General features: G+C 66.3%; 24 protein-coding genes. 7 read left to right on the top strand and 17 right to left on the bottom strand.

The annotated features are described in order from the left end of the window. Positions 1–69: 69 nt before the first annotated feature. On the bottom strand, positions 70–411 hold the full coding sequence (locus QX132_RS26540; RefSeq protein ID WP_315718372.1) for a phasin family protein: 342 nt from the start codon (positions 409–411) through the stop codon (positions 70–72). A 429-nt stretch (positions 412–840) separates the two neighbouring features. On the opposite strand from QX132_RS26540, the gene QX132_RS26535 reads away from it, so the two are divergent. Then, positions 841–2,589 carry a D-alanyl-D-alanine carboxypeptidase gene (locus QX132_RS26535; RefSeq protein WP_316163255.1) on the top strand — a complete coding sequence of 583 codons (1,749 nt, stop codon included), beginning with the start codon at positions 841–843 and terminating at the stop codon, positions 2,587–2,589. A 235-nt stretch (positions 2,590–2,824) separates the two neighbouring features. On the opposite strand, the gene QX132_RS26530 is transcribed toward QX132_RS26535, so the two are convergent. From QX132_RS26530 to QX132_RS26515, 4 genes are all read right to left on the bottom strand, one after another. Then, positions 2,825–3,541, bottom strand: coding sequence for a DnaJ domain-containing protein (locus tag QX132_RS26530; protein ID WP_315754567.1), 717 nt, complete (start codon positions 3,539–3,541; stop codon positions 2,825–2,827). A 110-nt stretch (positions 3,542–3,651) separates the two neighbouring features. After that, positions 3,652–4,410, bottom strand: a complete 759-nt coding sequence (locus tag QX132_RS26525; protein ID WP_410052893.1) for a VWA domain-containing protein — start codon at positions 4,408–4,410, stop codon at positions 3,652–3,654. Between the two features lie 153 nt (positions 4,411–4,563). Beyond that, positions 4,564–5,451 (bottom strand): alpha/beta fold hydrolase, encoded by an 888-nt coding sequence (locus QX132_RS26520; protein WP_315740335.1) that lies wholly within the window; start codon positions 5,449–5,451, stop codon positions 4,564–4,566. Positions 5,452–5,854: 403 nt separating this feature from the next. Continuing rightward, positions 5,855–6,778: a division plane positioning ATPase MipZ gene (locus QX132_RS26515; protein ID WP_315740336.1), complete on the bottom strand. Its 924-nt coding sequence runs from the start codon at positions 6,776–6,778 to the stop codon at positions 5,855–5,857. Positions 6,779–7,040: 262 nt separating this feature from the next. Here QX132_RS26515 and panC point away from each other — a divergent pair, with 262 nt between their 5' ends. Further along, the gene (panC, locus tag QX132_RS26510; RefSeq protein WP_316163253.1) at positions 7,041–7,892 is read left to right on the top strand and encodes a pantoate--beta-alanine ligase; all 852 of its coding nucleotides are present in this window, start codon (positions 7,041–7,043) and stop codon (positions 7,890–7,892) included. A 171-nt stretch (positions 7,893–8,063) separates the two neighbouring features. On the opposite strand, the gene QX132_RS26505 is transcribed toward panC, so the two are convergent. The 8 genes from QX132_RS26505 to mgtE form a co-directional block, all read right to left on the bottom strand. Further along, on the bottom strand, positions 8,064–8,504 hold the full coding sequence (locus QX132_RS26505) for a DUF1489 domain-containing protein (protein WP_315740338.1): 441 nt from the start codon (positions 8,502–8,504) through the stop codon (positions 8,064–8,066). 23 nt (positions 8,505–8,527) lie between these two features. After that, positions 8,528–9,526: a hypothetical protein gene (locus tag QX132_RS26500; RefSeq protein ID WP_315775253.1), complete on the bottom strand. Its 999-nt coding sequence runs from the start codon at positions 9,524–9,526 to the stop codon at positions 8,528–8,530. 298 nt (positions 9,527–9,824) lie between these two features. Continuing rightward, on the bottom strand, positions 9,825–10,016 hold the full coding sequence (locus QX132_RS26495) for a hypothetical protein (protein ID WP_315740340.1): 192 nt from the start codon (positions 10,014–10,016) through the stop codon (positions 9,825–9,827). Between the two features lie 239 nt (positions 10,017–10,255). Beyond that, the gene (locus tag QX132_RS26490; RefSeq protein ID WP_316163252.1) at positions 10,256–10,915 is read right to left on the bottom strand and encodes a glutathione S-transferase family protein; all 660 of its coding nucleotides are present in this window, start codon (positions 10,913–10,915) and stop codon (positions 10,256–10,258) included. A 143-nt stretch (positions 10,916–11,058) separates the two neighbouring features. Then, positions 11,059–11,931 (bottom strand): hypothetical protein, encoded by an 873-nt coding sequence (locus QX132_RS26485; RefSeq protein WP_315740342.1) that lies wholly within the window; start codon positions 11,929–11,931, stop codon positions 11,059–11,061. 161 nt (positions 11,932–12,092) lie between these two features. Further along, a complete protein-coding gene (locus QX132_RS26480) occupies positions 12,093–12,911 on the bottom strand; it encodes an aldo/keto reductase (protein WP_315740343.1) in 819 nt (272 codons plus the stop codon). A gap of 76 nt (positions 12,912–12,987) precedes the next feature. Continuing rightward, positions 12,988–13,263 carry a helix-turn-helix domain-containing protein gene (locus tag QX132_RS26475; protein ID WP_315740344.1) on the bottom strand — a complete coding sequence of 92 codons (276 nt, stop codon included), beginning with the start codon at positions 13,261–13,263 and terminating at the stop codon, positions 12,988–12,990. An 81-nt stretch (positions 13,264–13,344) separates the two neighbouring features. Continuing rightward, positions 13,345–14,763: a magnesium transporter gene (gene mgtE / locus QX132_RS26470; protein WP_315740345.1), complete on the bottom strand. Its 1,419-nt coding sequence runs from the start codon at positions 14,761–14,763 to the stop codon at positions 13,345–13,347. Positions 14,764–14,873: 110 nt separating this feature from the next. Between mgtE and QX132_RS26465 the strand changes: the two genes are divergently transcribed. Beyond that, complete coding sequence (locus tag QX132_RS26465; protein WP_316163251.1) at positions 14,874–15,710, top strand: polysaccharide deacetylase family protein; 837 nt, start codon at positions 14,874–14,876, stop codon at positions 15,708–15,710. Positions 15,711–15,950: 240 nt separating this feature from the next. Beyond that, positions 15,951–17,144 (top strand): polysaccharide deacetylase family protein, encoded by a 1,194-nt coding sequence (locus QX132_RS26460; protein ID WP_316163250.1) that lies wholly within the window; start codon positions 15,951–15,953, stop codon positions 17,142–17,144. Positions 17,145–17,260: 116 nt separating this feature from the next. Here the strand turns inward: QX132_RS26460 and QX132_RS26455 are convergent, their stop codons facing one another. From QX132_RS26455 to QX132_RS26440, 4 genes are all read right to left on the bottom strand, one after another. Next, positions 17,261–17,635 carry a hypothetical protein gene (locus tag QX132_RS26455; protein WP_315740348.1) on the bottom strand — a complete coding sequence of 125 codons (375 nt, stop codon included), beginning with the start codon at positions 17,633–17,635 and terminating at the stop codon, positions 17,261–17,263. A 223-nt stretch (positions 17,636–17,858) separates the two neighbouring features. After that, positions 17,859–19,097 (bottom strand): FAD-binding oxidoreductase, encoded by a 1,239-nt coding sequence (locus QX132_RS26450; protein ID WP_315740349.1) that lies wholly within the window; start codon positions 19,095–19,097, stop codon positions 17,859–17,861. Positions 19,098–19,113: 16 nt separating this feature from the next. Further along, positions 19,114–19,464 (bottom strand): RidA family protein, encoded by a 351-nt coding sequence (locus QX132_RS26445; protein WP_315740350.1) that lies wholly within the window; start codon positions 19,462–19,464, stop codon positions 19,114–19,116. A 40-nt stretch (positions 19,465–19,504) separates the two neighbouring features. Next, positions 19,505–21,001 carry an amidase gene (locus tag QX132_RS26440; RefSeq protein WP_316163249.1) on the bottom strand — a complete coding sequence of 499 codons (1,497 nt, stop codon included), beginning with the start codon at positions 20,999–21,001 and terminating at the stop codon, positions 19,505–19,507. Between the two features lie 205 nt (positions 21,002–21,206). Here QX132_RS26440 and QX132_RS26435 point away from each other — a divergent pair, with 205 nt between their 5' ends. The 3 genes from QX132_RS26435 to QX132_RS26425 all read left to right on the top strand — a co-directional run bounded on the left by QX132_RS26435 (position 21,207) and on the right by QX132_RS26425 (position 22,898). Beyond that, the gene (locus QX132_RS26435; protein WP_315740352.1) at positions 21,207–21,872 is read left to right on the top strand and encodes an XRE family transcriptional regulator; all 666 of its coding nucleotides are present in this window, start codon (positions 21,207–21,209) and stop codon (positions 21,870–21,872) included. A gap of 86 nt (positions 21,873–21,958) precedes the next feature. Beyond that, complete coding sequence (locus tag QX132_RS26430; RefSeq protein WP_315740353.1) at positions 21,959–22,315, top strand: hypothetical protein; 357 nt, start codon at positions 21,959–21,961, stop codon at positions 22,313–22,315. A 1-nt stretch (position 22,316) separates the two neighbouring features. Further along, positions 22,317–22,898 carry a DNA-binding protein gene (locus QX132_RS26425; protein WP_316163248.1) on the top strand — a complete coding sequence of 194 codons (582 nt, stop codon included), beginning with the start codon at positions 22,317–22,319 and terminating at the stop codon, positions 22,896–22,898. The last annotated feature ends 739 nt before the right edge of the window (positions 22,899–23,637 follow it).

Genomic DNA, 23,637 nt, shown 5'->3' with positions numbered 1-23,637 from the left:
GCTCCGCCTTCAGCCAACAAAAAAGCCCGGCGCAAGCCGGGCTTTGTGCTCCCTACAGGGCGCGAACGGTCAGTGCGCGGCCGGCGGGGTGAACTTGGCGGCGATGCCTTCCAGCGGCTTGAACGCCTGCTTGGCGAGATCCGAATACAGCCCGGCGATCTTCTGCGAATCGGCGACGAAGGTCTCGTAGGCCGACTTGGCGAACTCGGTCTGCACCTCGAGCACCTTGTCGAGCGACTTCACGCCCTGGAGCTTCTCGACGAACGACTTGGTGTCCTCGAACGACTTCTTGGTGTAGTCGCCATACGCGGTGGCGATGGCTTGGAGCCCGTTCTGCACGGTGGTCGCAGAGTTCACGACGGTCTCGAACTGCTCTTTGCCGTAGTTCTGAAAGTCTTCAACCTTAAACATGTGGCATTCCTTTCCCTGATTTTGAGCGCCCTCAGGGAAGCCCCGGCTCCCTGACGCATCCACAATATAGTGCAGCGCACAAAAAAATCAAGAATCTTGTGCAATGCACCATCACGGGCATTGCGGTCTCGATGCACCGTCAGGCGCCCCAACCCGGGCCAGTTCGGCGGAAATACCGACCGTCGGCGCAAGGTTTCTTTAATCCTTTGGCAACTCGACCGTCCTAACCTCTCCGGTGGTCCCGGCCAGCGTCGGCCGAACCGTAAAGCTGTTCTAAAACAGTGTCTTAACAAAACCTCAGTTCGAGCCCTTCGATGCTTGGCAGCGTCATGGCGCGATCGGGAGGTCCGACAGGCACGGTTACGGGGGCGTTCGGCACAATTTCGCCTTACGAGCCGGTGATCACGTCAGAAATTGGACGGGGATTTCATGCTTCGCAAACAAATGGCTTCCTCGCGCCTGTTGCGAGTGGGCGTCTACGGACTGATCACCCTCGCGACGGCAGCAGTGGTCACGGTCGACAGCGCGGAGGCGCGTCGGCGCCATCGGCAGCATCACGCGCGGCACTCGCCCCATAATGACGAGGGCAGCTACAGCCCGGCGTTCGCGTCGATCGTCGTCGACGGCAATTCCGGCGCGACGCTGACGGCGACCAATCCCGACGCCTCACGGCACCCCGCCTCGCTCACCAAGATCATGACGCTCTATTTGCTGTTCGAGCGGCTCGATTCCGGCAAGATGAAGCTCGATACCGAGATGCCGGTGTCCGAGCATGCCTCCGAGCAGTCGCCGACCAAGCTCGGCCTGCGCCCCGGTCAGACGATCCGCGTCGAGGACGCGATCAAGGGCCTGGTGACGCGGTCGGCCAACGACGCCGCCGTGGTCATCGCGGAGGCGATCGGCGGCGACGAGGACGAGTTCGCCAAGATGATGACGCGCAAGGCGCGCTCGCTCGGCATGAGCCGCACCACCTATGTGAATGCCTCCGGCCTCCCCGCTGACGCGCAGATCACGACGGCGCGCGACCAGTCGATCCTGGGCCGCGCGATCCAAGACCGCTTCCCGCGCTACTATCGCTATTTCTCGACGGTGGTGTTCAATTATCGCGGCCAGTCGATCCGCAACCACAACCATCTTCTCGGCAATGTCGAGGGCATCGACGGCATCAAGACCGGCTATACCCGCGCCTCCGGCTTCAACATCGTGACCTCGCTGCGCCGCGGCAACCGCCACCTGGTCGGTGTCGTGCTCGGCGGCCGCAGCGGCGGCTCGCGCGACGCCATCATGCGCAACCTGCTTGCCGAAAACCTCGACAAGGGCGCGACCCGGCGCACCGTGGCGGCGATCGGCGAGCGCGGCGGCTCCGACGGCGGCGATCCGAACCAGGGCACGGTGCAGCTCGCCTCCGCGGCGCCGGAGACGCCGGCCCCGAGCCGCGCCTCCAAGATCATCTCGACCCTCTCGGAAGCCACCGCGGCCCTGCCGCCGGCGGCACCGCGAGAGGCCAAGGTCGAGCCGGCGCCGATGACCTCCGGTGTGATCCAGAGCCAGCCGATGTCGATCGTTCCCGGCTCGACCGAGCCGATGAAGCCGGTCAAGGTCAGGACGGTCCAGGTCAAGGCCGGCGCGGTCAAGCTCGCGACCGCCGCGCCGCAGCCGGCCGCCCCTGCTCCCGCGCCCTTCGCTCAGCGCGTCGAGGCCATCGAGCCGGCGCCGCCGATCACCCGCGCCGAGGCCCCCCGTCCCGACATGCCGCCGCAGCCGCCGGGCCATGGCACCGGCAACGGCATTCTCGGCGTGCTGCCTGCCTCCAGCCTGCCGGCAGGCTCGTCGCAGGCCATGGCCTATGCGGCGCCTCCGGCCCAGCCGGCACCGACGCAGATCGCCTCCGCGAGCGCTGCGCCGGAGCTTCCGAGCAAGCCTTCCGTGACGCGGAGCGGCTGGATCATCCAGGTCGGTGCGCTGGACAACGAGGCCGAGGCCCAGAAGCGGATCGAGGCGGCCCGCAGCTCGGCGCAAGGCCTCCTCAGCAAGGCCGATCCCTTCACCGAGACGGTCGCGAAGGGCGACAAGACCCTGATCCGCGCCCGCTTCGCAGGACTCGATCGTGATCAGGCCGAGGCCGTCTGCAAGAAGCTGAAGCGCGCCGACATCTCCTGCATGACCGTGCACAACTAACGCCGGCACCGATCCTGTTCCGATGAGGCCCGCGCGACACAGCGCGGGCCTTTTCGTTTGCGGACCATGCGATCGATGACGGGACGCACGGCTGCAAACCACTCGTCAAGGATTTGCCGCTAGAACTTTTTCACCATGACGAACGATCGTGCCTGGCAAGGGCGAGAGCCGCAGGCGTCGACAAAGTTGCGTTGAAAGCGGGTTCGGTGTTGTGGCGTTAGTGGCGTTGCCGGAGTTAGCCGTGATGCGTACGAAGCAGAGTATCCTTGGCCTCGTTCACCCGGGCGGCGAGGTACGTCGACCCCCCTTGGTCGGGATGCAGTTTCTTCATGAGCGCACGGTGGGCCCGACCGATCTCGTCTCGCCCCGCGCCCGGCTGCAGGCCAAGGATCTGATAGGCCTCCTCTTCCGTCATTTTGGAGCTCGACGCCGCGCGTCCCTGCCGCCCTGCCGCATCGCGCTCCGCGTGCTGACGCCAAGCGGGAAACCGGCGGTCCAGATAAGTTTCAAGTAGAGCGACGCTGTCGGCATCAAGGCTCGGCGTCATCGCGGCGAGCTGCGGCAGATCGAACTCGTCCAGCGACCGGCCGGCATGGACACCGGCGACGAAACGGCCCTGCATCTGCCCGCTGTCGTGATCGAGCACCATCTCGATGAATTGCGAGCGCACCCGCGAGTTCTGACCGGACGAGCGCTGCCCGCCCAGCCCGAACATGCTGCCGACATTGCCGAGCCCACCCGGTGACCAGCCGAGCAATCCCGCCCCGAACAGCCCGATCGGGATCGCCACCACCAGCTCGCCGCGGAGGCCGGTGAAGGCTGCCACCGCAAGGCAGCCGATGCCGCCGGCAAACTTGAGCGCGCGCGCCAGTGCCGCCGGATTCGCGTTCCGGAACATCTGCAGCAACAGATAAAGGGTGATGACGGCGACGGCGCCAGCGATCAGTGTCATGATCCGAATATAGGGCGTGTCGAGACAAAAAGCATGATCGGCTGCGTACGCGACCGGCAGGCTCGAGCCGGTGCGCCGGGCTTGATATTGGTGGCGGCCGAGATCGATCTCTACTTCATCTGCCCGATCAGGCGTGCCGCGCCCGCTTCGGAGCCGGCGAGCCGGAGCAGCGCCGCGCGACCACCGGCAGCATAGGCCGCGGCGGCGCGCAGAAGATCGCGCAACTGCGCGGATGCGCCCGGATCGAAGCGGCACCATGCTCCCCCCGACAGCCGCGCCATCTCGCGAAAAGCCTGCTCGGCCGCGGGCTCATTGCCCTCCTGGAACATGAACAGCGGGACCTTCAACAGCCCGAGCTCGCCGGCCTTTGCGCAGAGCACGTCGACATTCTCCTCCATCGCGTCGCCAACGAACACGACGGCGCGGATTCCAGACGCTGTCGCATGGCGTCGCGCCTCGGCAAGAACCTTGCCGATCTGGGTCTGGCCGCCGCGGCAATCGATCTTGCCCATCAGTCGGGCGAGCTCAGCGCTGTCGGAGATCCAGCCAGTGGCGCGGCATTCATCGAAGCCCCGATAGTACACCAACCGGATATCCAGGCTGCCGAGTGCGGCGGCCTCGCGAAACATGTCGGCCTGCAGGGCACAGGCCATGTCCCAGGTCGGCTGGCGGCTCAGGGTCGCATCAAGCGCAAAGACGAGACGACCTCTGGTTCCCTGAGCTGCAGGAGCCATGGCCTTGGCCTGCGCCACAAACGCCGCAACGGCGTCTGCCGTGGAGCGCGCATCGCCCGGCAACCGTTGCTGGCGCGAGCCATCGTCGGCCGTGGTCATCGGCGCAGAACCTGGCTTCGTACGACGATCGACCATACGCGCACCTTGCTCGGACGCGCATCATGTGGGCAGCCGGACGAACAGCTTCAATGACGGCAGCGACCCATCTGCCGCATACGTCGTTCGTTCCGCCCGTCGTGGTGGGCGGCAAGGGTCAGGCGAGGCTGGCGTGCATCCCGGCTTGCGCGCTCAATGCGTCAGCGGCTTGGCCGGCGTCGCGGTCTTGCCGACCGGCGCATAGGGCGCGACGGGCCCCGGATCGAGCAATGGTGTCTTGGTCTTGACCGGCCCGATGTCGCTGCTGCTGTCGCTGTCGGCGAGGAACTTGTCCAGCATGGCCTGGATCGACGACTTGGCGTCGTCGGGTCCGGTGTCGCGCATGTCGTTGTGCTGGAAGTCCGTGTTGACGACCGTGATGCCTTCCTTCTCGCAGATGTCGTCGCTCGGGATCACGCCGGGATCGGTCTTGAATTGCGGGTCCTTCGAACGGAACGACAGGATCTTGAACTTGCCGTCGGTGACGAACGGGACGCGGAGGTTGTCGAGCGTGACGACCTTCCGGACGTCTTCGGGATACTGCTTGGCGAAATACATCGAGATGTCGCCGCCCATCGAATGACCAACCATCGTCAGATGATCATAGTCGGCGTTCGGCTGCACTTGGTGCATCTGCTCGACGGCGAACCGGATGTTGGCGACGCCGCGCTGGATCTGCGGCAGGCGGCCGACATAGGGCTCGCCGACCTTCGTCACCATCGGCGCATCGGTCGGCAGGTCGTGCTGGATACTGACCGCCATGTAGCCGCGCGCAGCAAATACGTTGGCCAGGAACGAGTACTCGGTGAACTTGACGGTGTTGCCGTGATTGAGGATCGCGACCGGCAGCTTGACCATGCCGGCTTCGGCCTGCATCTCCTTGTCGCGGCGGACGGCCACGGCGACTTCGACCAGACGGTTGTCGCGCGAGGCGTCATAGAATCTGATGGTCTCGTGCCGGATCGCCCACTTGCTCGCGGTGAAGTAGCCGACGGCCGCCAGCACGCTGACAGACACAAGAACGGTTATTCCACGCTTCATGTTCGTCCCTCGGGAGCACAATCAAAGGTAGTTTTGAACCTGTAAGACTCTCGCGACCCGTTCTGTTTAATATATGTAACGGCGCTGTGACAGGAAGACCAAATGTTGTGTATCGGTCGCCCGTTCGTTGTGCGCCGCACCTAGTTGCTGTGCAGCATAGCGGGTTCCGTCGCCCGTCTCTGTAACTTGAGCCCTGAACGTCAGGTTCAAATCAGTCATGAATTTGACGGTAATCTAGCGAAGTTGGCGGCCGCGGCGTTGACCTGAGACAAATCTTCCTCGTCCGCCCCAAGCAGGCTGAACGCGCCGTCCCCCCTGTCACGCGGATTGTTAACCAAGCGGCGGGCGCACGTTCAACGCGCACAATGTCTCAGGCGCGGCTTCGCCGGACTGCGGACGGTATTCAGGCGCTGATGATGTCGTGCAGGTCGAGCGGCTTGTCGACCTGGGCGAACCATTCGGCGCGGTTTGCGGCGCGGCGGCGGCCGCGCTCGTCCAGCGGCAGCTTGAGCTGCCGCAGCAGGCTGGTGACCTCCTCCCGGGCCGTGACGTGGCCGAGATTGGGGCGGGTGCCCAGGGTCGCTTCGTCGATGTCGTCGAGCGCGGTCAGTCCGCGCGGGAAGAACTCGCGATAGACGACGCGTTCGGCAAAGCCGTCGATGGCGCGAAAGCCGAGCCGCAGCGACAGGTCTTTGAGGCCGTCGGCGACCAGTTGCTTGTTGCGGGAGCCGAGCATCGACAGCCGGTTGCGGACCACGATCCAGTCGGTCATCGCACCGTCCACCTGGCGGCGCTTGCGCCGGACGTCACGCACCATCTCCGCATAGTGGCTCTCGCCGGTCACGGCATAGGTCGCCGGATCGACCGTTCCCAGCACGTCGAAGTCGAGGAAGCTGTCGTTGATCGGCGTGACCAGCGTATCCGCCATCGAATGCGCCAGGCGCATCAGGTAGCTGTCGTTGCCGGGCGTATCGATGACGATGAAATCGAACGAGCGTTCGACGGCGCTCACGGCCTCCATGAACTGCTGGAACTCGGCGTTCTCGTTCTCGTCGATCTGCAGCGTCCGGCCGAGCTGGATGCAGTAGTGCGTGGGCAGCTCGAGGCGCAGGCCGGTGCGGCGCGCCCAGGCGCTGCGGTTGTTGATGTAGTGGGTGAAGCTCTGCTGGCGACAGTCGAGATCGATCGTGGCGACGCGCTGGCCGGCCTTCAGGAGTGCCACGGCGATGTGCAGGGCGGTGGTCGACTTGCCCGACCCGCCCTTCTCGTTTCCAAGCACAACCACGTGGGCCGAGCCCGATTGTCCTTGGCTAGTCTGCACCAGCATGTTGTCGACCTCTTACGATCATCTTCGAGTCACGGTCGTCTGCGGTCAAGTGAAATGCATCGTCATCGTGAATCCCACGGGGGACGCATCCTCCGCTACTACTTGACGCGCGCGTTTACCAACTCCGCATCGGACGCGGAGACGTGCTAACAGGCGTATTCAAGTATGCTGAGCGGCGTGTCGCGTCCTTGTTAAGGGCGGTCGCCCGAGCGTCAAGACCGAACAGAGCAACCGCAATTTTTCGCTGTGAGATCGAGCAAAAATGTCACGAAGCCCTCGCATCGCCCGCACCGTTTCCGCCCTCCGCCGCGAGCTCGACAGCTTGCGCGCGAGAAAGGCCAGCATCGCGCTCGTGCCGACCATGGGCGCGCTGCATGAAGGCCACATCTCGCTGGTCAGGCTGGCGAAGCGCCGCGCCGACAAGGTGGTCGTCTCGATCTTCGTCAACCCGACTCAGTTCGCGCCGACGGAGGATTTCGGTTCCTACCCCCGGACCTGGAAGGAGGATGTTGCGAAACTTGCGGCCGAGCGCGTCGATCTGATCTGGCATCCCGACGCGAAGGCGATGTATCCGGACGGGTTCGCGACGCGGGTCGTGCCGGAAGGCGCGGCATTGGCCGGGCTGGAGGATCGCTTCCGTCCGCATTTCTTCGGCGGGGTCGCGACCGTGGTCGCCAAGCTGTTCACGCAATGCCGGCCGGACGTCGCGATCTTCGGCGAGAAGGACTATCAGCAGCTCCGCGTCGTCGCCCGGATGGCGCGCGACCTCGATCTCGGCGTCCGCGTCGTCGGATCCCGTACGGTGCGCGAACGCGACGGGCTCGCGATGTCGTCGCGCAATGTCTACCTCACTGCAGACGAGCGGCGGGCGGCGCCGACGCTGCACCGTGTCCTGAAGGAGCTGGCGGCCCGGCTGCGCGCCGGCGACGACATGCAGCCGGCGCTTGGGGACGGCGCCGCCGCGATCACCCAAGCCGGCTTCGCCTTGGACTATCTCGAGGTCCGCCACGCCGAGACGCTGGCCCCCATCGCCCCGAACGAGTCAGGACCGATACGCATCCTGGTCGCGGCCAAGATCGGAACCACGCGACTGATCGACAATATCGCCGGCTGAGCCGCCGGGAAATCAGCGGCTCGCCAAGACCGCGAGTGCTCCTTCGCCCGCAAGGGCAGAGGCAGCGGCAACTGACGCCGGGTAGAGCGTACGCTCTGCCCTTGCGATCGAGTCTGAACTTCCGCCCCGGCGTGAGATGCTCACGTGCAACACCGGCAACTCGTCGAGCGGCTACAGCAGGCCGAGATCGCGCAGCTCGCGGCGCAGCGGCTCGGGCATGGCTTCGACCCCCGCCGCACTGGACTTGCCGAGATCGGCCGGCGCATCCTCGGTCGTCAGATAGCGCCACCCCTGGAACGGACGCATCGGCCGCGGCGACACCGCGATCACCTTCGGCTGCATGATGATGCGGCACCGCCCGATGCCGTCGCCGTCGCGGAACGGCTCGATGCCGACGATCTTCTCGCGCGCGGCGACCTCACCGCGGATCACCCAGTACAGCGAGCCGCCGGCGAGGATGTCCTCGACTCGTTTCGGCGTCATCCGCGTGACATGGACGTGCTGCTGCGGCAGGCCCTTCTTCTTGGCCGCGAGCATGCGCTCGGCGATCCACTCCTTCAGCTCTTTCACGGACTCGCAGCCGACGGCGAGCTTGATCAGGTGCAGAGGCATGATGGCGGTTCGACCAGCGGGATCTATTCGTTGTTGGCGGCCGGCTCGGCAGCGTCAGGCGCCGCCTGAGGCGCCGCGGCAGCCGGCGGCTTCGGCTTCGGTGCGGCCTTCTTGGCCGCCGGCGGCGCCTGGGCGTGGCTGGCAGCCACGGTCGGCGGCGCTGCCGGCGACGGCGCAAGCTGCGTCGGCGGCTTCGGCGCAGCGGCTGCCGGTGCGACCGAACGCGTCGAGGCCGTCGGCTCGGGATTCATGATGCTGACCGGCGGGGTATTGGCCGAGCTGGGAAATTCCGCGGTCGTCGGCTTGCCGCTCGGCGCCGACGGCGCCTGCCCTGGAGGCGCCAGTCCCGCAAAGGTTCCAGCGACGGGCTGGCCCGGCGCCGCATTCCACTGCGAGGCGTAGCGCGTCACCAGCCCCTCATAGGTCCGCCCTTCCATGTTGTTCATCAGTTGCTGGCGATCGCCCACGGCACGGAACATCACGCAATCGCTCGGCGTGCAGCGGTCGCGCGTCAGCAGCACATAGGCCATCAGGCCATAACGATCGCGCTCCACGGCGCGGCGCAGCGCCAGCAGCTCGGCGGTCATCACCTTGTTGGCGCTGGCGACGTCGCCCGCCTGGGACAGCCGGCTCAGCATGCCCGCCGCATAACTGACGGCCGCGGCCGTCATCTCGGCCGATCCGAACAGGCTCTTCTCGCAATTCGCGAGCACCAGGTCGCCGGCGAGATCATCCACGCAGGCCAGAGCGGGCGGCGAGAAGCTGACGGTGGCGGTCGCCGCAGGATCGCCATTGGCGCCGCGCGGGCTCGCATCCTGGCTCCGCATCATCGACGCCACCGCAATCCCGACCGCCAGCAGCGTGATCACCGTCAGCGCGCCGTTGGCGACCGATTTCTCGGCCCTGAGCAGGGTAATCAGGACGATCAGTGCAAAGAAACCCGCCGCGGCAACGGTGAGCCACATCGGGAACGCCGGTGAGTTCAAGAGCTGATCCAACGAGGAAGGCCAGGTCGAGTTCATGCGCGCTTGTTCCTGACGTGGGCCAGCGAGAGCGGGCCCGATGGCGTCCCTACATGGGACGGCCGTGAAACGATCATCAAATTCAAATGATCACCCGATCGATTGCGGCCCCACCACGACAATAGGACGATTCCATGCGCCTGCGGGCGCCGGATGGTGTGGAGCTACCCGCTATCCCCAAAGGGATCGCGCAGCAATCGTCAGCGTCTCGCGCCACGGCTCCCGAACGCGTGGCAACTCCCCCTCTCGCTTCGGCTACGTCTCCGGCGGCCGCCTCCGCCGACGCGGCACGTCATCCTCAAGACAAGGCCAATTGGCTCTCTCTGGCAACCCGCTCAAAGGCTTCCGTCGAGCTTTTGATCCGATACTGGCAGTCGTCGTCTTCCGTCGGAAGCTGGCGGATGATCTCGTAGGTGCCGGTGGCGGCCGGACGCGAGACGTTGCTCGCGGTAAAATAGACGGTCGATCCAATGGGGAACTTGTGTTTCAACGCCCTCTCCTGCTCGCGTGCCGGCAAGAGCCCCTTGTCCCGCTGCCCGGGCCGGCGTGTCTTTATAAATATCGCGCTTATATCACGCCGCCGCCCGCCCTGACCAGCGACCTCACGACATGGCAAACACGGAGATTGCGAGAGTCTTCAACGGGATGACGCCGTAGGCGGTATTTCTGGACGAGCGCGTCGGGGCTCGCTCGTCCACCGCAGACCATATCGTGAACAGGCGGCGCCGTTCAGACTTTCTCGACCCGGTCGATGATCCAGCTCTCTGCAAGTCCGTCCTTCACCCACGCCGCGAACTCCGGCATCGCCATCATCGTGTCCATGTAGGCACGGGTCTCGGCGGCGACCGGAATGGCGAAGCTGTGGAAGCGCGTGACCACCGGCGCGAACATGGCGTCGGCCGCGCCGAAGCGGCCGAACAGGAACGGCCCGCCATTGCCATAGCGGGCACGGCAGTCGCGCCAGATGTCCTCGATCCGGGCGATATTGGCCTTGGCATCGGCGGACAGCTCCACCGGCCGCACCGGCCGGTGCAGGTTCATCGGGCATTCGTTGCGCAAGGCCGGGAAGCCGGAGTGCATCTCCGCGCAGACCGATCGCGCGTGGGCGCGGGCAGCGGCATCGGCGGGCCACAGCCCCGCTTGCGGGAAACGCTCTGCGAGATATTCGATGATCGCGAGCGAATCCCACACGCTGATCGCGCCATCGATCAGGATCGGCACCTTGCCGGCCGGGGAATGATTAAGGATGCGCGCCTTGTCGGCGGGATCGGTGGTGTAGAGCGGGATCACGATCTCCTCGAAGGCGATGTCGCAGCCGCGCAGCGCCAGCCACGGCCGCATCGACCATGAGGAATAGTTCTTGTTGCCGATCACCAGCTTCAGCGTCATGTCCAGCCGTCTCCGTGTTCAGGCGTGCATGGGCCGCGCCGTGTCGGCCATGGGAGCCTTGCCTTCCAGGACGCATACAGGATCGGCGGCGGCCGCGTCGACAGCGACTTGCTCCGATTTGCGTCCCCTTGCGCGCAACACGATCAGCGCGTGAAGTCCTGCGGCGTGAACGACATCTCGATCACCTTCCACTCGTCATAGCGATCCCGCGGCAGCATCGAATAAGGCTGGCAGGCGTTCAATGCCTCGACGGCGCTTTCCTTCAGCTGCGCAGCCTTCAGCGGTGCGATCACCTCCCTCACCTCCGGCTCCGTCGCCAGCCGCCCGTCGGGCGTCATTGCGAAGCGCAGCCTGACCATGACCCGGTCGGACGGTGACATCGAAGCCGAAAGACGGGCGCAGCTCCTGACCCGCTGACGCAGCGCCGTCTCCAGATTGGCCGCGAGGTTGGTCGTCGCGGCCGGCCCGGCGTCCTTGGCATCGTCCGGGCCGATTGCCGGCGGCAGCGGCGAAAGCGGCTCCGGCAGGCCCAGCATGACGCCGTATTTCACCGTGATGTCGGGCTCGGGCGGTACATAGCTCGGCGCCGGAGCCGGCACAGGCGGCGGCAAAGGCTTGGCGGCCGACTTCGCCTCCGCCTTGGCGGCCGTCTTCACGGCCTTGGACGGCGGCATCGGCGAAGGCTGCGGCAGCGCCGGTGAGGGAGACGGCGGCTTCGGCATCTCCTTCGCCTCCTGCACCGGTGGCTGCGCCGGCTCAGGCGCCGGAGGCGGCGCGGCGGCCGCCGGCGACGGGCTCGGCGCCGGCTGCGGCAGCGTCAGCTCGGGCGATGGCGACGGCACCGGCTCCGGCGTCTTCTGCGGGTCGTCGGCATCGACGATGTCGACGGCAACCTCGTCAGTCCTGGCAATCTCGTAGGGACGTACCGTGGTCGAGACCACGACCCCACCGGCGATCAGGAGATGCGCGAGCACCGATGCGGCGATGCCCCAACGGATGAACTGCCAACGTTCCATGCTGCTTCACTTGCGCCCGCGCCTGACCGAACGCCGGACCGATTGCCTGGGCTGCGCGCGGTCTCGCCGATCATTGGCAGGGATTGCAGCGCCAGCCGCCATCCGGCCCGCCGGCCGCGCCTGCCATGTCGGTGTCTAGCATAGCGGCGCGGGCGCCGCCCTCAATCCCATTTCGGCGCAAAGGCGAAGTTGGTCATCCGTCCTTCGGGACTGCCCATCGCGAAGATGTCGGCCATGTCCTGCTCGGACAGCTCGAAATCGAACACGTCGAGGTTCTCGGACAGCCGTTCGATCTTCGAGGTGCGCGGAATCGCCACCACGTTCTGCTGCACCAGCCAGCGCAGGCAGATCTGCGCCGGGCTCTTGCCATGGGCGCGGCCGATCCGCGTCAAGGTCGGATCGTTCTTGATCTTGCCCTTGGCGATCGGGCTGTAGGCGACAAGCGCGATGCCATGGCGCGCGCAGGCATCGCGGACCTTGGTCTGATCGAGATAGGGATGATACTCGACCTGGTTGCACACCAGCGGCTCGGGCGATGCCGCCACCGCCTCGTCGAGCAAGGCAACCGTGAAATTGGAGACGCCGACGTGGCGTGCGAGCCCGAGCGTCTTGGCATGCGCCAGCGCGCCGAGCGTCTCGGCCAGCGGCACGTGCGGGTTGGGCCAGTGCAGCAGCAACAGGTCGACCTCGGAGACGCGCAGCCGGACCAGGCTCTCCTTGGCCGAGCGCTCGAGGTCGTGCGGCGCGAAATGCGTGGTCCACACCTTGGTTGTCAGGAACACCTCGCTGCGCCGGACGCGGGACGCACGCAGGCCCTCGCCGACCTCGTGCTCGTTCTCATAGACCTGCGCGGTGTCGATGTGCCGGTAGCCGAGCGTGAGCGCCTGCTCGACGATACGGCTGCAGGCGCGCCCGCGCAGCTCCCAGGTTCCGAGACCCAAAGCGGGAATTCCGGCACCATTGGCCTCGATCATCAGCATGGCCGTGCACTCCAGAGCGCGTGCAACATTATGTAGGCACACGCTGGGCGTTGCCAACGCACGACCCGTGTTTGGCTTAAGTCTTGGCTAAGGCGGCAAACACCGTCTCGGGCGCGTGCGCGATGACGGTGAGCAGCGCGCGCGCCGGGCCGCGCGGCATGCGCTTGCCTTGCTCCCAGTTGCGGATGGTCTCGACGGGCACGCCGAGCTTGGCGGCGAATTCCTGCTGGGTCAGCTGCACCCGCCGCCTGAGGTCGCGCACTTCGAGCGGAGCCGCGGGCGCCAGCGGAATCTCCTCGCCGTCACGCAGCTCCACGATCCGTCCATCTGCCTTCAGCCGCAAGCGTTGCATCGTCCGACTCCGTCTCAAGCGACAGTCTCGCCGAACCGCGTTAAGGCCGGATTAACGATATAAGTCGTTCAGGGATTGCGCTTATTTCAAGCCGAACCACAGCGTGGCGATGCCGAGAAACGAGAAGAAACCGACGACGTCGGTCACCGTCGTGACGAAGGTTCCCGAGGCGACGGCCGGGTCGGCGCGGACGCGTTCGAGCACCATCGGAATCAGGATGCCGCCGAGCGCACCCGCGACGAGATTCGAGATCATCGCAAGCCCGATCACGATGCCGAGCCCGGGCATCTTGAACCACGCCACGGCGGCGATGCCGGTGACGAGCGCGAAGGCCAGACCATTGACGAGCCCGACCAGCCCCTCGCGGATCACGACCCGCATCGCATTGTTCGGCCCGAGCTCGCGCGTCGCCAGCGCGCGCACCGCGACCGTCATGGTCTGGGTCGCGGCATTGCCGCCCTGGCTGGCGACGATCGGCGCGAGCACGGCGAGCGCCACCATCTGCTGCAACTGGCCCTCGAACAGGCCGAGCACCGATGACGCCAGGAACGCGGTGGCGAGATTGATCAGCAGCCAGTTGAAGCGGCCCTTGGCGATGGTCCAGACGCTGTCGGACAATTCCTCGTCGCCCGACACGCCGCCGAGCGCCTTGAAATCCTCGTCGGCCTCCTCCTCGATGACGTCGACCACGTCGTCGATGGTGATGACGCCGGCCAGCCGGTTGTCGGCATCGACCACGGGGGCCGCGACCAGATTGTACTTGCCGAACAGCCGCGCCACTTCGGCGAGATCGTCGGTGACGGTGACGCGACGGCGGTCCTCGTCGATCAGATCGGCCAGCGGAACCGGACGGCGGGCGCGCAGCAGCGCATCGAGCGACACCGCGCCCTGCCAATGCCGTGCGTCGTCGACCGCATAGATCTCGTAGAACCGCTCGGGCAGATCCGGCGTCTCGCGCATGTAGTCGATGGCCTCGCCGACCGTCCAGCCCAGTGGAACCGCGATGAACTCGCTCTGCATGCGGCGGCCGGCCGAGCCTTCGGGATAGTCGAGGCTGCGCGCCAGCGCGTCGCGCTCCGACGGCGGCAGGCGTTCGAGGATCTCCTCCTTGTCCTCCTCGTCGAGGCTTTCCAACAGCTCGACCGCATCGTCGGATTCGAGCTCGCGCACGCCCTCGGCGACGGTCGCAGGCTCGAGCTCCTCGAGGATCTCCTCGCGGACCGCGTCGTCGACCTCGTTCAGCGCGGAGAAGTCGAAATCGGTGCCGGTCAGCTCGACCAGCCGGACACGGTCGTCCGGCGCGAGCGCAGCGATCAGGTCGCCGAGATCGGCCTCGTGCAGCTCGGCGACCTCGGCGCGCAGAAACGCCTCGTCCTCGGCGGCGATCGCCGCCGTGATGGCCGCGATGAATTCGGCGCGAATCTCGCCGGATTCGGTGCGCATCGGCGCGCGATCGCGTAGAGTAGCATCAGCATGGGCAACGTCCGATGTCTCGTTCATGACGTGCCTCACGCGCTTGATTTCAGAGCAAATGGTCTGATTTGTGCTTTCACGCATTACATAATCGGCAACAGCGAGCGCAACGGGAAAAGATGCGGCTTTGGCGACCGATGACGGGATGGGTAAACGCGGCCGGCGTCGTGGTGGCGCTGCTTGCGGCTGACGTCGCCGCAGCCGCGCCCGCCGCATGCCCGCGCGAAGGTACGCTCGGCACGTCGCGCATTCTCACCGTCGATGCCGCGACACATCCGCGCGTCGGCCTGAAGAGCTTCCCGGACACGCTGCCGCTGCATGACGGCGAGGTGGTGCTGACCTTCGACGACGGCCCGTCGCCGCCGATGACCGACAAGGTGCTCGCCGCCCTCGCCAGGGAATGCGTGCGCGCGACCTTCTTCCTGGTCGGCGAGCCTGCGTCGCGCCGCGCCGCGCTGGTGCGGAAGATCGCGGCCGAAGGCCACACCATAGGCCATCACACCTTCACGCATGCGAATCTCGCGCACATCACGCCGGGACAGGCCGTCGATGAGATCGATCGCGGCATCGGCGCCGACGAGAAGGCGCTCAACGGCGCGGAGACGACCACGCCGTCGACGCCATTCTTCCGCTTTCCCTATTTCGAATCGACACCGGCGACGCTCGACCTGCTGCAGTCGCGCGGCATCGTCGTGTTCGGCGCCGATCTCTGGGCCAGCGACTGGAACCCGATGTCACCGCAGCAGACGCTGAAGCTGCTGACCACCCGGCTGAGCCAGGCGCGCAAGGGCATCATCCTGCTGCACGATCCGCAGCCGCGCACGGTCGCCATGCTGCCCGCGTTCCTGCGCTACCTGAAGAACCACGGCTATCGCGTGGTCCATGTGGTTCCGAAGCAGCCGGCGGATGTGCATCACGAGCAGCATAGCGAGCGCCCTTCACCCGCGCCGACGACGCCGAACGACGGTGGTTAATCCGTCGTTCAGGACCCCTGTCTACGCTCGACTGCCGTGATCACGGCGATTTCCGCCGCTTGCAATCCGGCAACAGCCGCGTGCAAACCGGAACCCGGAACGATGTCAGCTCGCGACAGCCGAACATCCCTGCTATGTCTTGACGGTCGCTTGCCCGTCCCGCGCGGCTGCGACACATCATCGAGCGTCGAAGACCCTGGCCGAAGGGGCCGGGACGGTGAAGGGAATGTGAGCAGCGTGATGCGTGATCGTCGGTGGGCTTGCGTCGGACGGCCAACATGGCTCGCAGTGCTGTTGGGCACCGTCGCCTGCGTCGCCTCCAGTGTCGGATCGTCAGCCGCATCGGCGGCCGATTGTCCCGGACACCCGAACGCGCTCGGCACGTCGCGCGTCCTGGTGGTCGATCCGCGCGAGCATCCGCGCCTGGGCGCGATGCAGTACAAGGAGACGCTGCCGCTCAAGGATCACGAGGTCGTCATCACCTTCGACGACGGGCCGCTGCCGAAATACAGCAATCGGGTGCTGCAGATTCTCGCCGACCAATGCGTCAAGGCGACGTTCTTCACCATCGGCCGCCAGGCCAAGGCCGATCCCGAGGGCGTGAGGAAGCTCGCGGCCGCCGGCCACACCATCGGCACCCACAGCCAGAACCATCCGCTGAGCTTCAACAAGATGACGCTCGAACAGGTCCAGCCGGAGGTCGATCAGGGCGTCGCCTGGACGAAGGCCGCGCTCACCGATCCCTCCGCGCTGTCGCCGTTCTTCCGCGTGCCCGGCCTGCTGCGCGGCGACGCCGTGGAGAGCTACGCCGCCTCGCTCGGCCTGCAGGTCTGGAGCGCCGATTTCCTGGCCGACGACTGGCGAAGCATTTCCGGCGCCAAGGTCTACGAGCTCGCGATGAAGCGGCTGGAGGCGCGCGGCAAGGGCATCCTGCTGCTGCACGACATCCAGGCCCGCACCGTCACGGCGCTGCCGAAGATCCTCGCCGATCTCAAGGCCAAGAACTACAAGATCGTGCACGTCGTGGCGGCAACGCCGGACCGGCCGGCGACGCCGACCGAGCCCGAGGATTGGCTGGTGCATCGTCCGTCGGACGAGACCCCGGTGGCGCATTGGCCCAGGATCGCGCCCGTCGATCTCGCCGGCGCCGAAACACGCGCCCGCGCCAGGCTGGACGATTTCGGCATTCTCGACGTGCCCGCGGCCGTCACGCACGGCGCGCAGAAGCCGGCATGGCCGCGTCCGCCGCTCGCGCCGCGCCTTGCAGCGCCGGCCTTGGCAGCGCCGGCGCCCAATCTGTTCGCATGGCCGCCTGTCGCGCCGCTGTCGGCGCAGCGGCATCAGCTCGCCCGGCTCGAGAGCCCGGCCCCGAAGGCGGCGACTGCCAAGCCGGCGCCGCGTCCGCTGCGCCTCGCCAGCCTCAGGCGACGCTGAACATTCGCAGATGTTGCACGCGGGGATGCGGCACGATTCGCTCGCCCTCGCCTTCGGCTGCTCGAGCTAGATATCGCGGCGATCGGCCTGATGCACACCGCTCGCGGTGCGACCGGTCAGTTCGAGACCAGCTTGCTGACGCAGAGGATGACGGCGGCGGCCAGGAAGAACAGGTCGATGTAGGATTTCTTCTCGCCGTCCTTGCGCAGCGATCCGACGTCGGACACCACCTGCCTGCTGACCACCTGCCCCACCGGCCCGTCGCCGAGCATGCCGGCCAGCCGGCGGACGTCCGATTCCATCTTCTCGATCCGTCCGAAGAAATGGAAGGTGCGCACCACCGTGACGGCGCGCATGCCGGCATAGATCAGCACCACGAGCGCCAGGACGGCGCGGTTCTGGTACTTCTCGATGTAGTTCAGGCTGAGATAGACGGCCGCGAGAAATACGAAATTCGAGATGAAACGGTACACGAGGCCCGTGAAGTTCATCTGCTCCCCCACATGATGTTCGGATCACTGGCCGACGACAGAACTCACGAAACGCGTTTCGCCCCCGCGTCCTGGTTCAACCGGCGTCACCCTAGGAGAGCGGGCTTGCGAATTCGTGAAGTGGAAATTTTGCAGCGCCAGAACAGGCCCGCTTGGTAAACAAGGGACTGCCCGGAGAGCGCCGCTGCAGCCTGCAATTGCAGGGCTGCAGCAGCTCTCGCAGCTATGCGCCGAATCGCGCCGGCGCGCAGGCGGCGACGTCGACGCTCGGCGCTTCGCCGCTCATCAGCTCGGCGAGGATGCGTCCCGTCGCGGGCCCCAGCGTGAAGCCCTGGTGGCCGTGGCCGAAATGCAGCCACAGGCCCTTGTGACGCGCCGCCTGGCCGACGACCGGCAGCATGTCGGGCATGCACGGCCGCGTGCCGATCCACGGCTCGGGCTCGACCGGCTTGCCGAGATCGATGAGCTGGCGCGCGGCAGCCTCGGCCTTGCCGAGCTGAACCGGGGTCGCCTTCGCATTCGGCGATGACAGCTCGGCGCCGGTGGTGATGCGCACGCCGAGCGCCATCGGGTTCATCAGATAGCCGCGCGCCGCATCGCGCAACGGCAGATCGAGCGGGGCGCCGCCGGTGTAATGACGGTGATAGCCGCGCTTGCGCACCATCGGGATGTCGTAGCCGAACCGCTTCAGGAACTCCGGCGACCACGGTCCGAGCGCGACCACCACGGCCTCGGCCTCGATGCGTCCCTCCGCCGTGGTGACGGCCCAGCCGCTGCCCGCCTGTGCGAGCGTGGTCGCATCGCCGCGCAGCAGCTTGCCGCCGCGCCGCGTGAACAGCTCGGCATAGGAGCCGACGAGGCTGCCGGGATCCGACACGGTCCACGGCTCCTGCCAGTGCAGGCCGCCGATGCCGCTGTCGATCAGCCCGGGCTCGGCCTGCTTGAGCTGCTGCGCGCTGAGCAGCTTGAACTTGACGCCGAACGCCTTGCCGACCGCCTCGGCCTCCCTGGCCTCCTTGTCGAACTGCGCCTGCGTCCGGTGCAGCACGCGAAAGCCGTCGCGGCGCACGAGATTGCCGGCCCCGGCCGCGAGAATCAGCGGCTCGTGCTCGGGCGCGGCGCGTGCGATCAGTTGCGCATAGGTCCGCGTCAGCACCTCGTGCCGGGCGGGGAACGAATTCCACCAGTATTGCAGCAGCGGGCGCACGTGATAGGGCAGCGCCGCGAGGCTGTAGTGCACGTCGTTGGTGCGCGCGAGCGCAATGTCGAGCACGCCGGCGAGATCATAGGGCATCGCGTAGGGCCTGACGGCCTCGCTCTGGATGATGCCGGCATTGCCGTAGCTGGTCTCGCGGCCTGGCTCCCTGCGGTCGACCAGCGCCACTGACCAGCCGCGGCTCTGCAGGTGCAGCGCCGTGCCGACACCGACCATACCGCCACCGAGAACGATCGCGCTTTGCATCGTCATCACTCCTATCTCAGGTCCGCGCCGCCGCGACGACGGTGACCTCGATCTTCACATCCGCCATCATCTGCGCCTGCACCGTGGTGCGCACCGGCAGCGGGTCCTTGAAGTGCCTGCGATAGGCCTCGTTGTAGGCGGCGAAGTCCGCCTTGTCGGCGAGGTGCACCATGCAGGACACGACGTCGTCGAGCGTCAGGCCTTCGCCGGCAAGCGTCTCCGAGATGTGCTTGAAGACGAGATCGGTCTGCGCCGCGATGCCTTCGGGAATGCTGCCGTCATCCGCAACCGGGATTTCGCCGGACAGGAACACCAGGCCGCCGGCGCGGCGCACCAGCGAAAACGGCCATGAGGGGGCGTCGGACATCGTTAGTCGCTCCAGGATGTATTGATCATGATGGCCGGCCTCAATCCCACGCCATGAAGCCCGGCGTCTGCGCCAGCGGCGGCAGCGACGCGAGCCTGGCGAGGTCCGGCCGGGGACGGCGCAGCTCGGAGTCATCGGCAAAGGCGGCCTCCAGCGCCGCGGCGACGCCGAGCACCAGCGCATCGCCGCCGCGGGGACCTACGATCTGCAGACCGAACGGCAGGCCGTTGTCGTCGAGGCCGAGCGGCAGGCTGAGCGCGGGATGGCCGGCGAGCGTCACCGCATAAGCAAGCGCCAGCCAGTGGAAGTAGGAGCGTGTCGGCACGCCGTCGATCTCGGCCGGATACAGCTCGACCCACGGCCGCGGGCTCAAGGTGATGGTCGGACTGATCAGCACGTCGTGGCTTGCGAAGAAGCCCTGATAGGCGCGGTAGATGCGGGTCTGGTTGGCGCTCGCGCGCGAAAAATCGTCGAGGCTGTAGCCGAGCCCCTCCTCGACATTGGCGCGCACGTTCGGCCCCAGCATGTCGGGCCGCTCGCGAAAATTCTTGCCGTGCTGGGTGAGGAACAGCGAGGCGCGCAGCACCGCGAAGGTCTCGTCGGCACCGCTGCAATCGGGCGCGCTCTCGTGCGCGTCAGCAAACAGCGGCGCGATGCGCGACACGCGCGCGCGGAAGGCGCGGCGGATCAGCGCTTCTGTCGGGGCAAAGCCGAAATCCTCGGTGAAGGCGAGCCTGAGCGTCTTGAGTTCGACCACCGGCGGCACCACCCAGCGCGATGGCGCGCCGCGCACGGCTTCGCCCGGCAAGGTGTAGGCGAGCGGATCGCGCGCATCGTCGCTCGCCATCACCGACAGCATCAGCGCGGTATCGCCGACATCGCGCGCCATCGGCCCATCGGTCGACAGGCACGACCAGCCATGGGCGCGCTTCTCGCTGGCGACGAGGCCGTACGACGGCCGCATGCCGACGATGCCGGAGAAGCCGGCCGGATTGCGAAGGGAGCCGCCGGTGTCCGAGCCGGAGGCCAGCGGGGCCATGCCGCAGGCGAGCGCGACCGCCGAGCCGCCGGAGGAGCCGGCCGCCGAGCGCATCGGATCGAACGGATTGCCGGTGGCGCCGAACACCGGATTGCGGGTGTTGCCGCCCGCCGCCCATTCCGGCGTATTGGTCTTGCCGAAGATGATCGCGCCGGCGGCGCGCAGCCGGCCCACCGAGGCCTGGTCGACGGCCGGAACATTGTCGGCCAGGATCGGGCTGCCATAGGTGGAGCGAATCCCGGCGGTGTCCTGGGTATCCTTGATCAGGACCGGCAGGCCGTGCAGCGGCCCCCTGTCCTCGCCCCTCACGATCTCGGCCTCGGCGGCCTTGGCCGCCGCGCGGGCAGCCGGCTCGTCCAGGGTCACCACCGCGTTGACGGCCGGATTCACCGCCGCAATCCGGTCCAGACACGATTCGAGCAGCGCAACCGGCGAGATCGCCTTTGTTTTCAGGAGGTTGACCAGCTCGACGGCGGTCTTGTCGCAAATCGATTCCACGGGCTTCTCTTTTCCGTTTCGGAAAACTATTTAGCATATAGGAAATCGAATGCACGACCCGAAAACGCATTGTTCCACCGCTGTCCACGCATGACCTTCGGACATTGGGGCACCCAATTGAATATGTTGTTCTTTGGGGCGAGATTGTCGGCCTGCCCCGGCCATCGGCACGCCTGATCCGCTAACGGATTTTCCGGAGATCGCTTTGACAGACACTGCCATCAGCGCGTCGACCGAAGGCCCCCACTCCCAGCTCGGCCAGTGCCTGAAGGCGGCCCGGCAGGCGCGCGGGCTGACCCTGAAGCAGGTCGCCGAAAAGACCGGCATGGCGCTGTCGACGCTGTCCAAGGTCGAGAACGGCCTGATGTCGCTGACCTATGACAAGCTGCTGCAGCTCACCTCGGGCCTGCAGATGGACATTGCCGAGCTGTTCAGCCCTGCTTCGCCGCGTCCCGAGGCGGGTCGCCCGGTGACCGCCCGCCGCAGCGTCAGCCGCGCCGGCCAGGGCCAGATCGTCAACACCAGGTTCTACACCTACACCTATCAATGCACCGACCTGATCGGAAAGCGCATGGTGCCGATGATCGCCGAGGTGCGCGCCCGCACGCTCGAGGAGTTCGGCCCCCTGCTCCGCCACAGCGGCGAGGAATACTTCCTGGTGACCCGCGGCACCATCGCCGTGCACACCGAGTTCTACGCGCCCGAGACCCTGCACGAAGGCGACGGCATGTATCTCGACAGCACCATGGGCCACGCTTACCTCAACGCCGGCGAGACGGACTCCGCGCAGGGCGTGTGTCTGTGCACGAGTGAGCAGGCCGATCTGTTCGAGCAGTTGCACCGGATCGCGAAGAAGGATGCGGTGGAGTGAGGGGCGCGTCGGCGGCACGTTGAAGCAGAGGCGAGACGCGCTATGTTGAACAAAGAAGGTTTTTGTCCAACAGAACCCGGATCATCATGGCCAAGGCACCTGCCGGCAAATCCCCCTCCCGCCGGGGCAAGCAAACCGCTCACGGCATGTCGCGTCGGCCTCGTGATGAGGCGACGATTGGACGCGTCGTCCCGAGCGAGACGCGCGTCCAGGCAGTCATGCGGGCAGCCGAACGGTCCGGACTCCTCAAGGACAAGGCGGGACGGATTGGCGGACGCGTGAGCTCCGCGCTGGTCCGGCAGGCCAAACGGCAAACGGGAATCGAAACGGATACCGACCTTATCGAGTTTGCTCTCGCGACCATCGCGCTCGAGGATAATTTCGCGCAAGTCTTCAAGGAATCGCGCGGGACGGTCGATCCGAAACTGAAGCTCGGCTATTGACGTGGCGGCATTCGACTACGAGAGCGCGCGGCGCTGGGCGCGTTTCGATCCACGGGGAACGCTGGCACGGCGGAGCGATGACGAGCTGCCATTTGTCGGACCCGGCCTGATTGCCGGACAAGGACTTTTGCTCGACACTTGTGTCTATATCGACCAGATGCAGAGCTGCTCGCCTCCCATTCTGGACGAAGTCATCGCGCGTCGTCAGGTCAACCACTCGATCATTGCGGTGCAGGAGTTGATGCACACGGTTGGCGCCTTGAACCCAGCCGACTCGCGCACTGCGTCCGTCATCGCGGTGGTTGGACGACAGATCAAGGCGACGCCATCGCATCGCATCTTCACCCCAGACGCCGAAACTCTAGGACGCGCAGCACTCCTGTCAGGCACCCTTTGCCGAACCCAGGGTTATGACAAAGATGGCAAGTTCCGCGCTCTCCGCGATTGCGCGCTGTTCCTTCAGGCGCAGAAGCTCGGCTTGGTGGTCCTGACGGCAAATGTCACCGACTACGACATATTGCTTCAGCTCATACCGAAGGGACGAGCACTCTTCTATCGAGGAGCCGAACCTGATCAGGCTTAGAGCTGTGCACTAAGCCAGTCTCGGTCGCCGCGCTGAGGCTTCGTGTCCGCACAACCGTCTTGGCTTCTTCATGTCGGACGTTGCGCCATGGCTGCAACGACGTCTCCTCGCTCTCATGGTTCAACGCCGTCCCGAGCAGCGCGGGAGAAAACCCGGTTGCGCCAAAACTCTGTTTTCGTCTGCCCCCTCAACCACATCACCCCTGTCCAGTCGTTCCGTGAAAAATATTCCTCTTTCGTTTTTCCGAAAATCATGATTTTCTACCACCATCCCGCCTCGGCACGAGGGGCGTATCGCGATCGTCACGACACGCGGGGTGGGATGCGGTGGGCGTAGCGAGTCGCAGCATGCTCGACATGCGGACGAACGAATCCGATGCGCCGGCGAAATCGTAGGGTCCTGGCCTCCCGGTGCTGAGGCCAAGCTCGTGACAACGCGTTCGCGTTGCGCGGGTGACGGGGGCAAGACAGCCGGTCCCCGGGGAGAGGACGTATAAGCCGCCCAACCATCGCGCGGGGAATGCCGGGATGTCTCGGCTGAACCTGTGGTTCCTGCCGCCTGCACTTTTTTCGCAGGCGGGCCATGGGTGCGGCCAGCGCCCGGCATTCCCCGCCCCCTCGTTGTCGAGAGGGCGAAACCACCGGCAGAGCTCGGACGCATCACGCGCCGCGAGGCGGAGACGGCTCGCCCGGACGGCGCTGTGGATCGGGGCGAACGAGGGATCCCTCACCGCATGATC

Origin of the sequence: Bradyrhizobium sp. SZCCHNRI20481 (assembly GCF_032485055.1) — a bacterium.
Classification (GTDB): domain Bacteria; phylum Pseudomonadota; class Alphaproteobacteria; order Rhizobiales; family Xanthobacteraceae; genus Bradyrhizobium.
This window is presented reverse-complemented; position numbering and strand designations above follow the sequence as displayed.

Bases quoted from the DNA above. Each gene is read 5' to 3' on its own strand.
- QX132_RS26540 (WP_315718372.1), bottom strand. From the start codon at position 411: ATGTTTAAGGTTGAAGACTTTCAGAACTACGGCAAAGAGCAGTTCGAG.
- QX132_RS26535 (WP_316163255.1), top strand. From the start codon at position 841: ATGCTTCGCAAACAAATGGCTTCCTCGCGCCTGTTGCGAGTGGGCGTC.
- QX132_RS26530 (WP_315754567.1), bottom strand. From the start codon at position 3,541: ATGACACTGATCGCTGGCGCCGTCGCCGTCATCACCCTTTATCTGTTG.
- QX132_RS26525 (WP_410052893.1), bottom strand. From the start codon at position 4,410: ATGGTCGATCGTCGTACGAAGCCAGGTTCTGCGCCGATGACCACGGCC.
- QX132_RS26520 (WP_315740335.1), bottom strand. From the start codon at position 5,451: ATGAAGCGTGGAATAACCGTTCTTGTGTCTGTCAGCGTGCTGGCGGCC.
- QX132_RS26515 (WP_315740336.1), bottom strand. From the start codon at position 6,778: ATGCTGGTGCAGACTAGCCAAGGACAATCGGGCTCGGCCCACGTGGTT.
- panC (WP_316163253.1), top strand. From the start codon at position 7,041: ATGTCACGAAGCCCTCGCATCGCCCGCACCGTTTCCGCCCTCCGCCGC.
- QX132_RS26505 (WP_315740338.1), bottom strand. From the start codon at position 8,504: ATGCCTCTGCACCTGATCAAGCTCGCCGTCGGCTGCGAGTCCGTGAAA.
- QX132_RS26500 (WP_315775253.1), bottom strand. From the start codon at position 9,526: ATGAACTCGACCTGGCCTTCCTCGTTGGATCAGCTCTTGAACTCACCG.
- QX132_RS26490 (WP_316163252.1), bottom strand. From the start codon at position 10,915: ATGACGCTGAAGCTGGTGATCGGCAACAAGAACTATTCCTCATGGTCG.
- QX132_RS26485 (WP_315740342.1), bottom strand. From the start codon at position 11,931: ATGGAACGTTGGCAGTTCATCCGTTGGGGCATCGCCGCATCGGTGCTC.
- QX132_RS26480 (WP_315740343.1), bottom strand. From the start codon at position 12,911: ATGCTGATGATCGAGGCCAATGGTGCCGGAATTCCCGCTTTGGGTCTC.
- QX132_RS26475 (WP_315740344.1), bottom strand. From the start codon at position 13,263: ATGCAACGCTTGCGGCTGAAGGCAGATGGACGGATCGTGGAGCTGCGT.
- mgtE (WP_315740345.1), bottom strand. From the start codon at position 14,763: ATGAACGAGACATCGGACGTTGCCCATGCTGATGCTACTCTACGCGAT.
- QX132_RS26465 (WP_316163251.1), top strand. From the start codon at position 14,874: ATGACGGGATGGGTAAACGCGGCCGGCGTCGTGGTGGCGCTGCTTGCG.
- QX132_RS26460 (WP_316163250.1), top strand. From the start codon at position 15,951: ATGCGTGATCGTCGGTGGGCTTGCGTCGGACGGCCAACATGGCTCGCA.
- QX132_RS26455 (WP_315740348.1), bottom strand. From the start codon at position 17,635: ATGAACTTCACGGGCCTCGTGTACCGTTTCATCTCGAATTTCGTATTT.
- QX132_RS26450 (WP_315740349.1), bottom strand. From the start codon at position 19,097: ATGCAAAGCGCGATCGTTCTCGGTGGCGGTATGGTCGGTGTCGGCACG.
- QX132_RS26445 (WP_315740350.1), bottom strand. From the start codon at position 19,464: ATGTCCGACGCCCCCTCATGGCCGTTTTCGCTGGTGCGCCGCGCCGGC.
- QX132_RS26430 (WP_315740353.1), top strand. From the start codon at position 21,959: ATGGCCAAGGCACCTGCCGGCAAATCCCCCTCCCGCCGGGGCAAGCAA.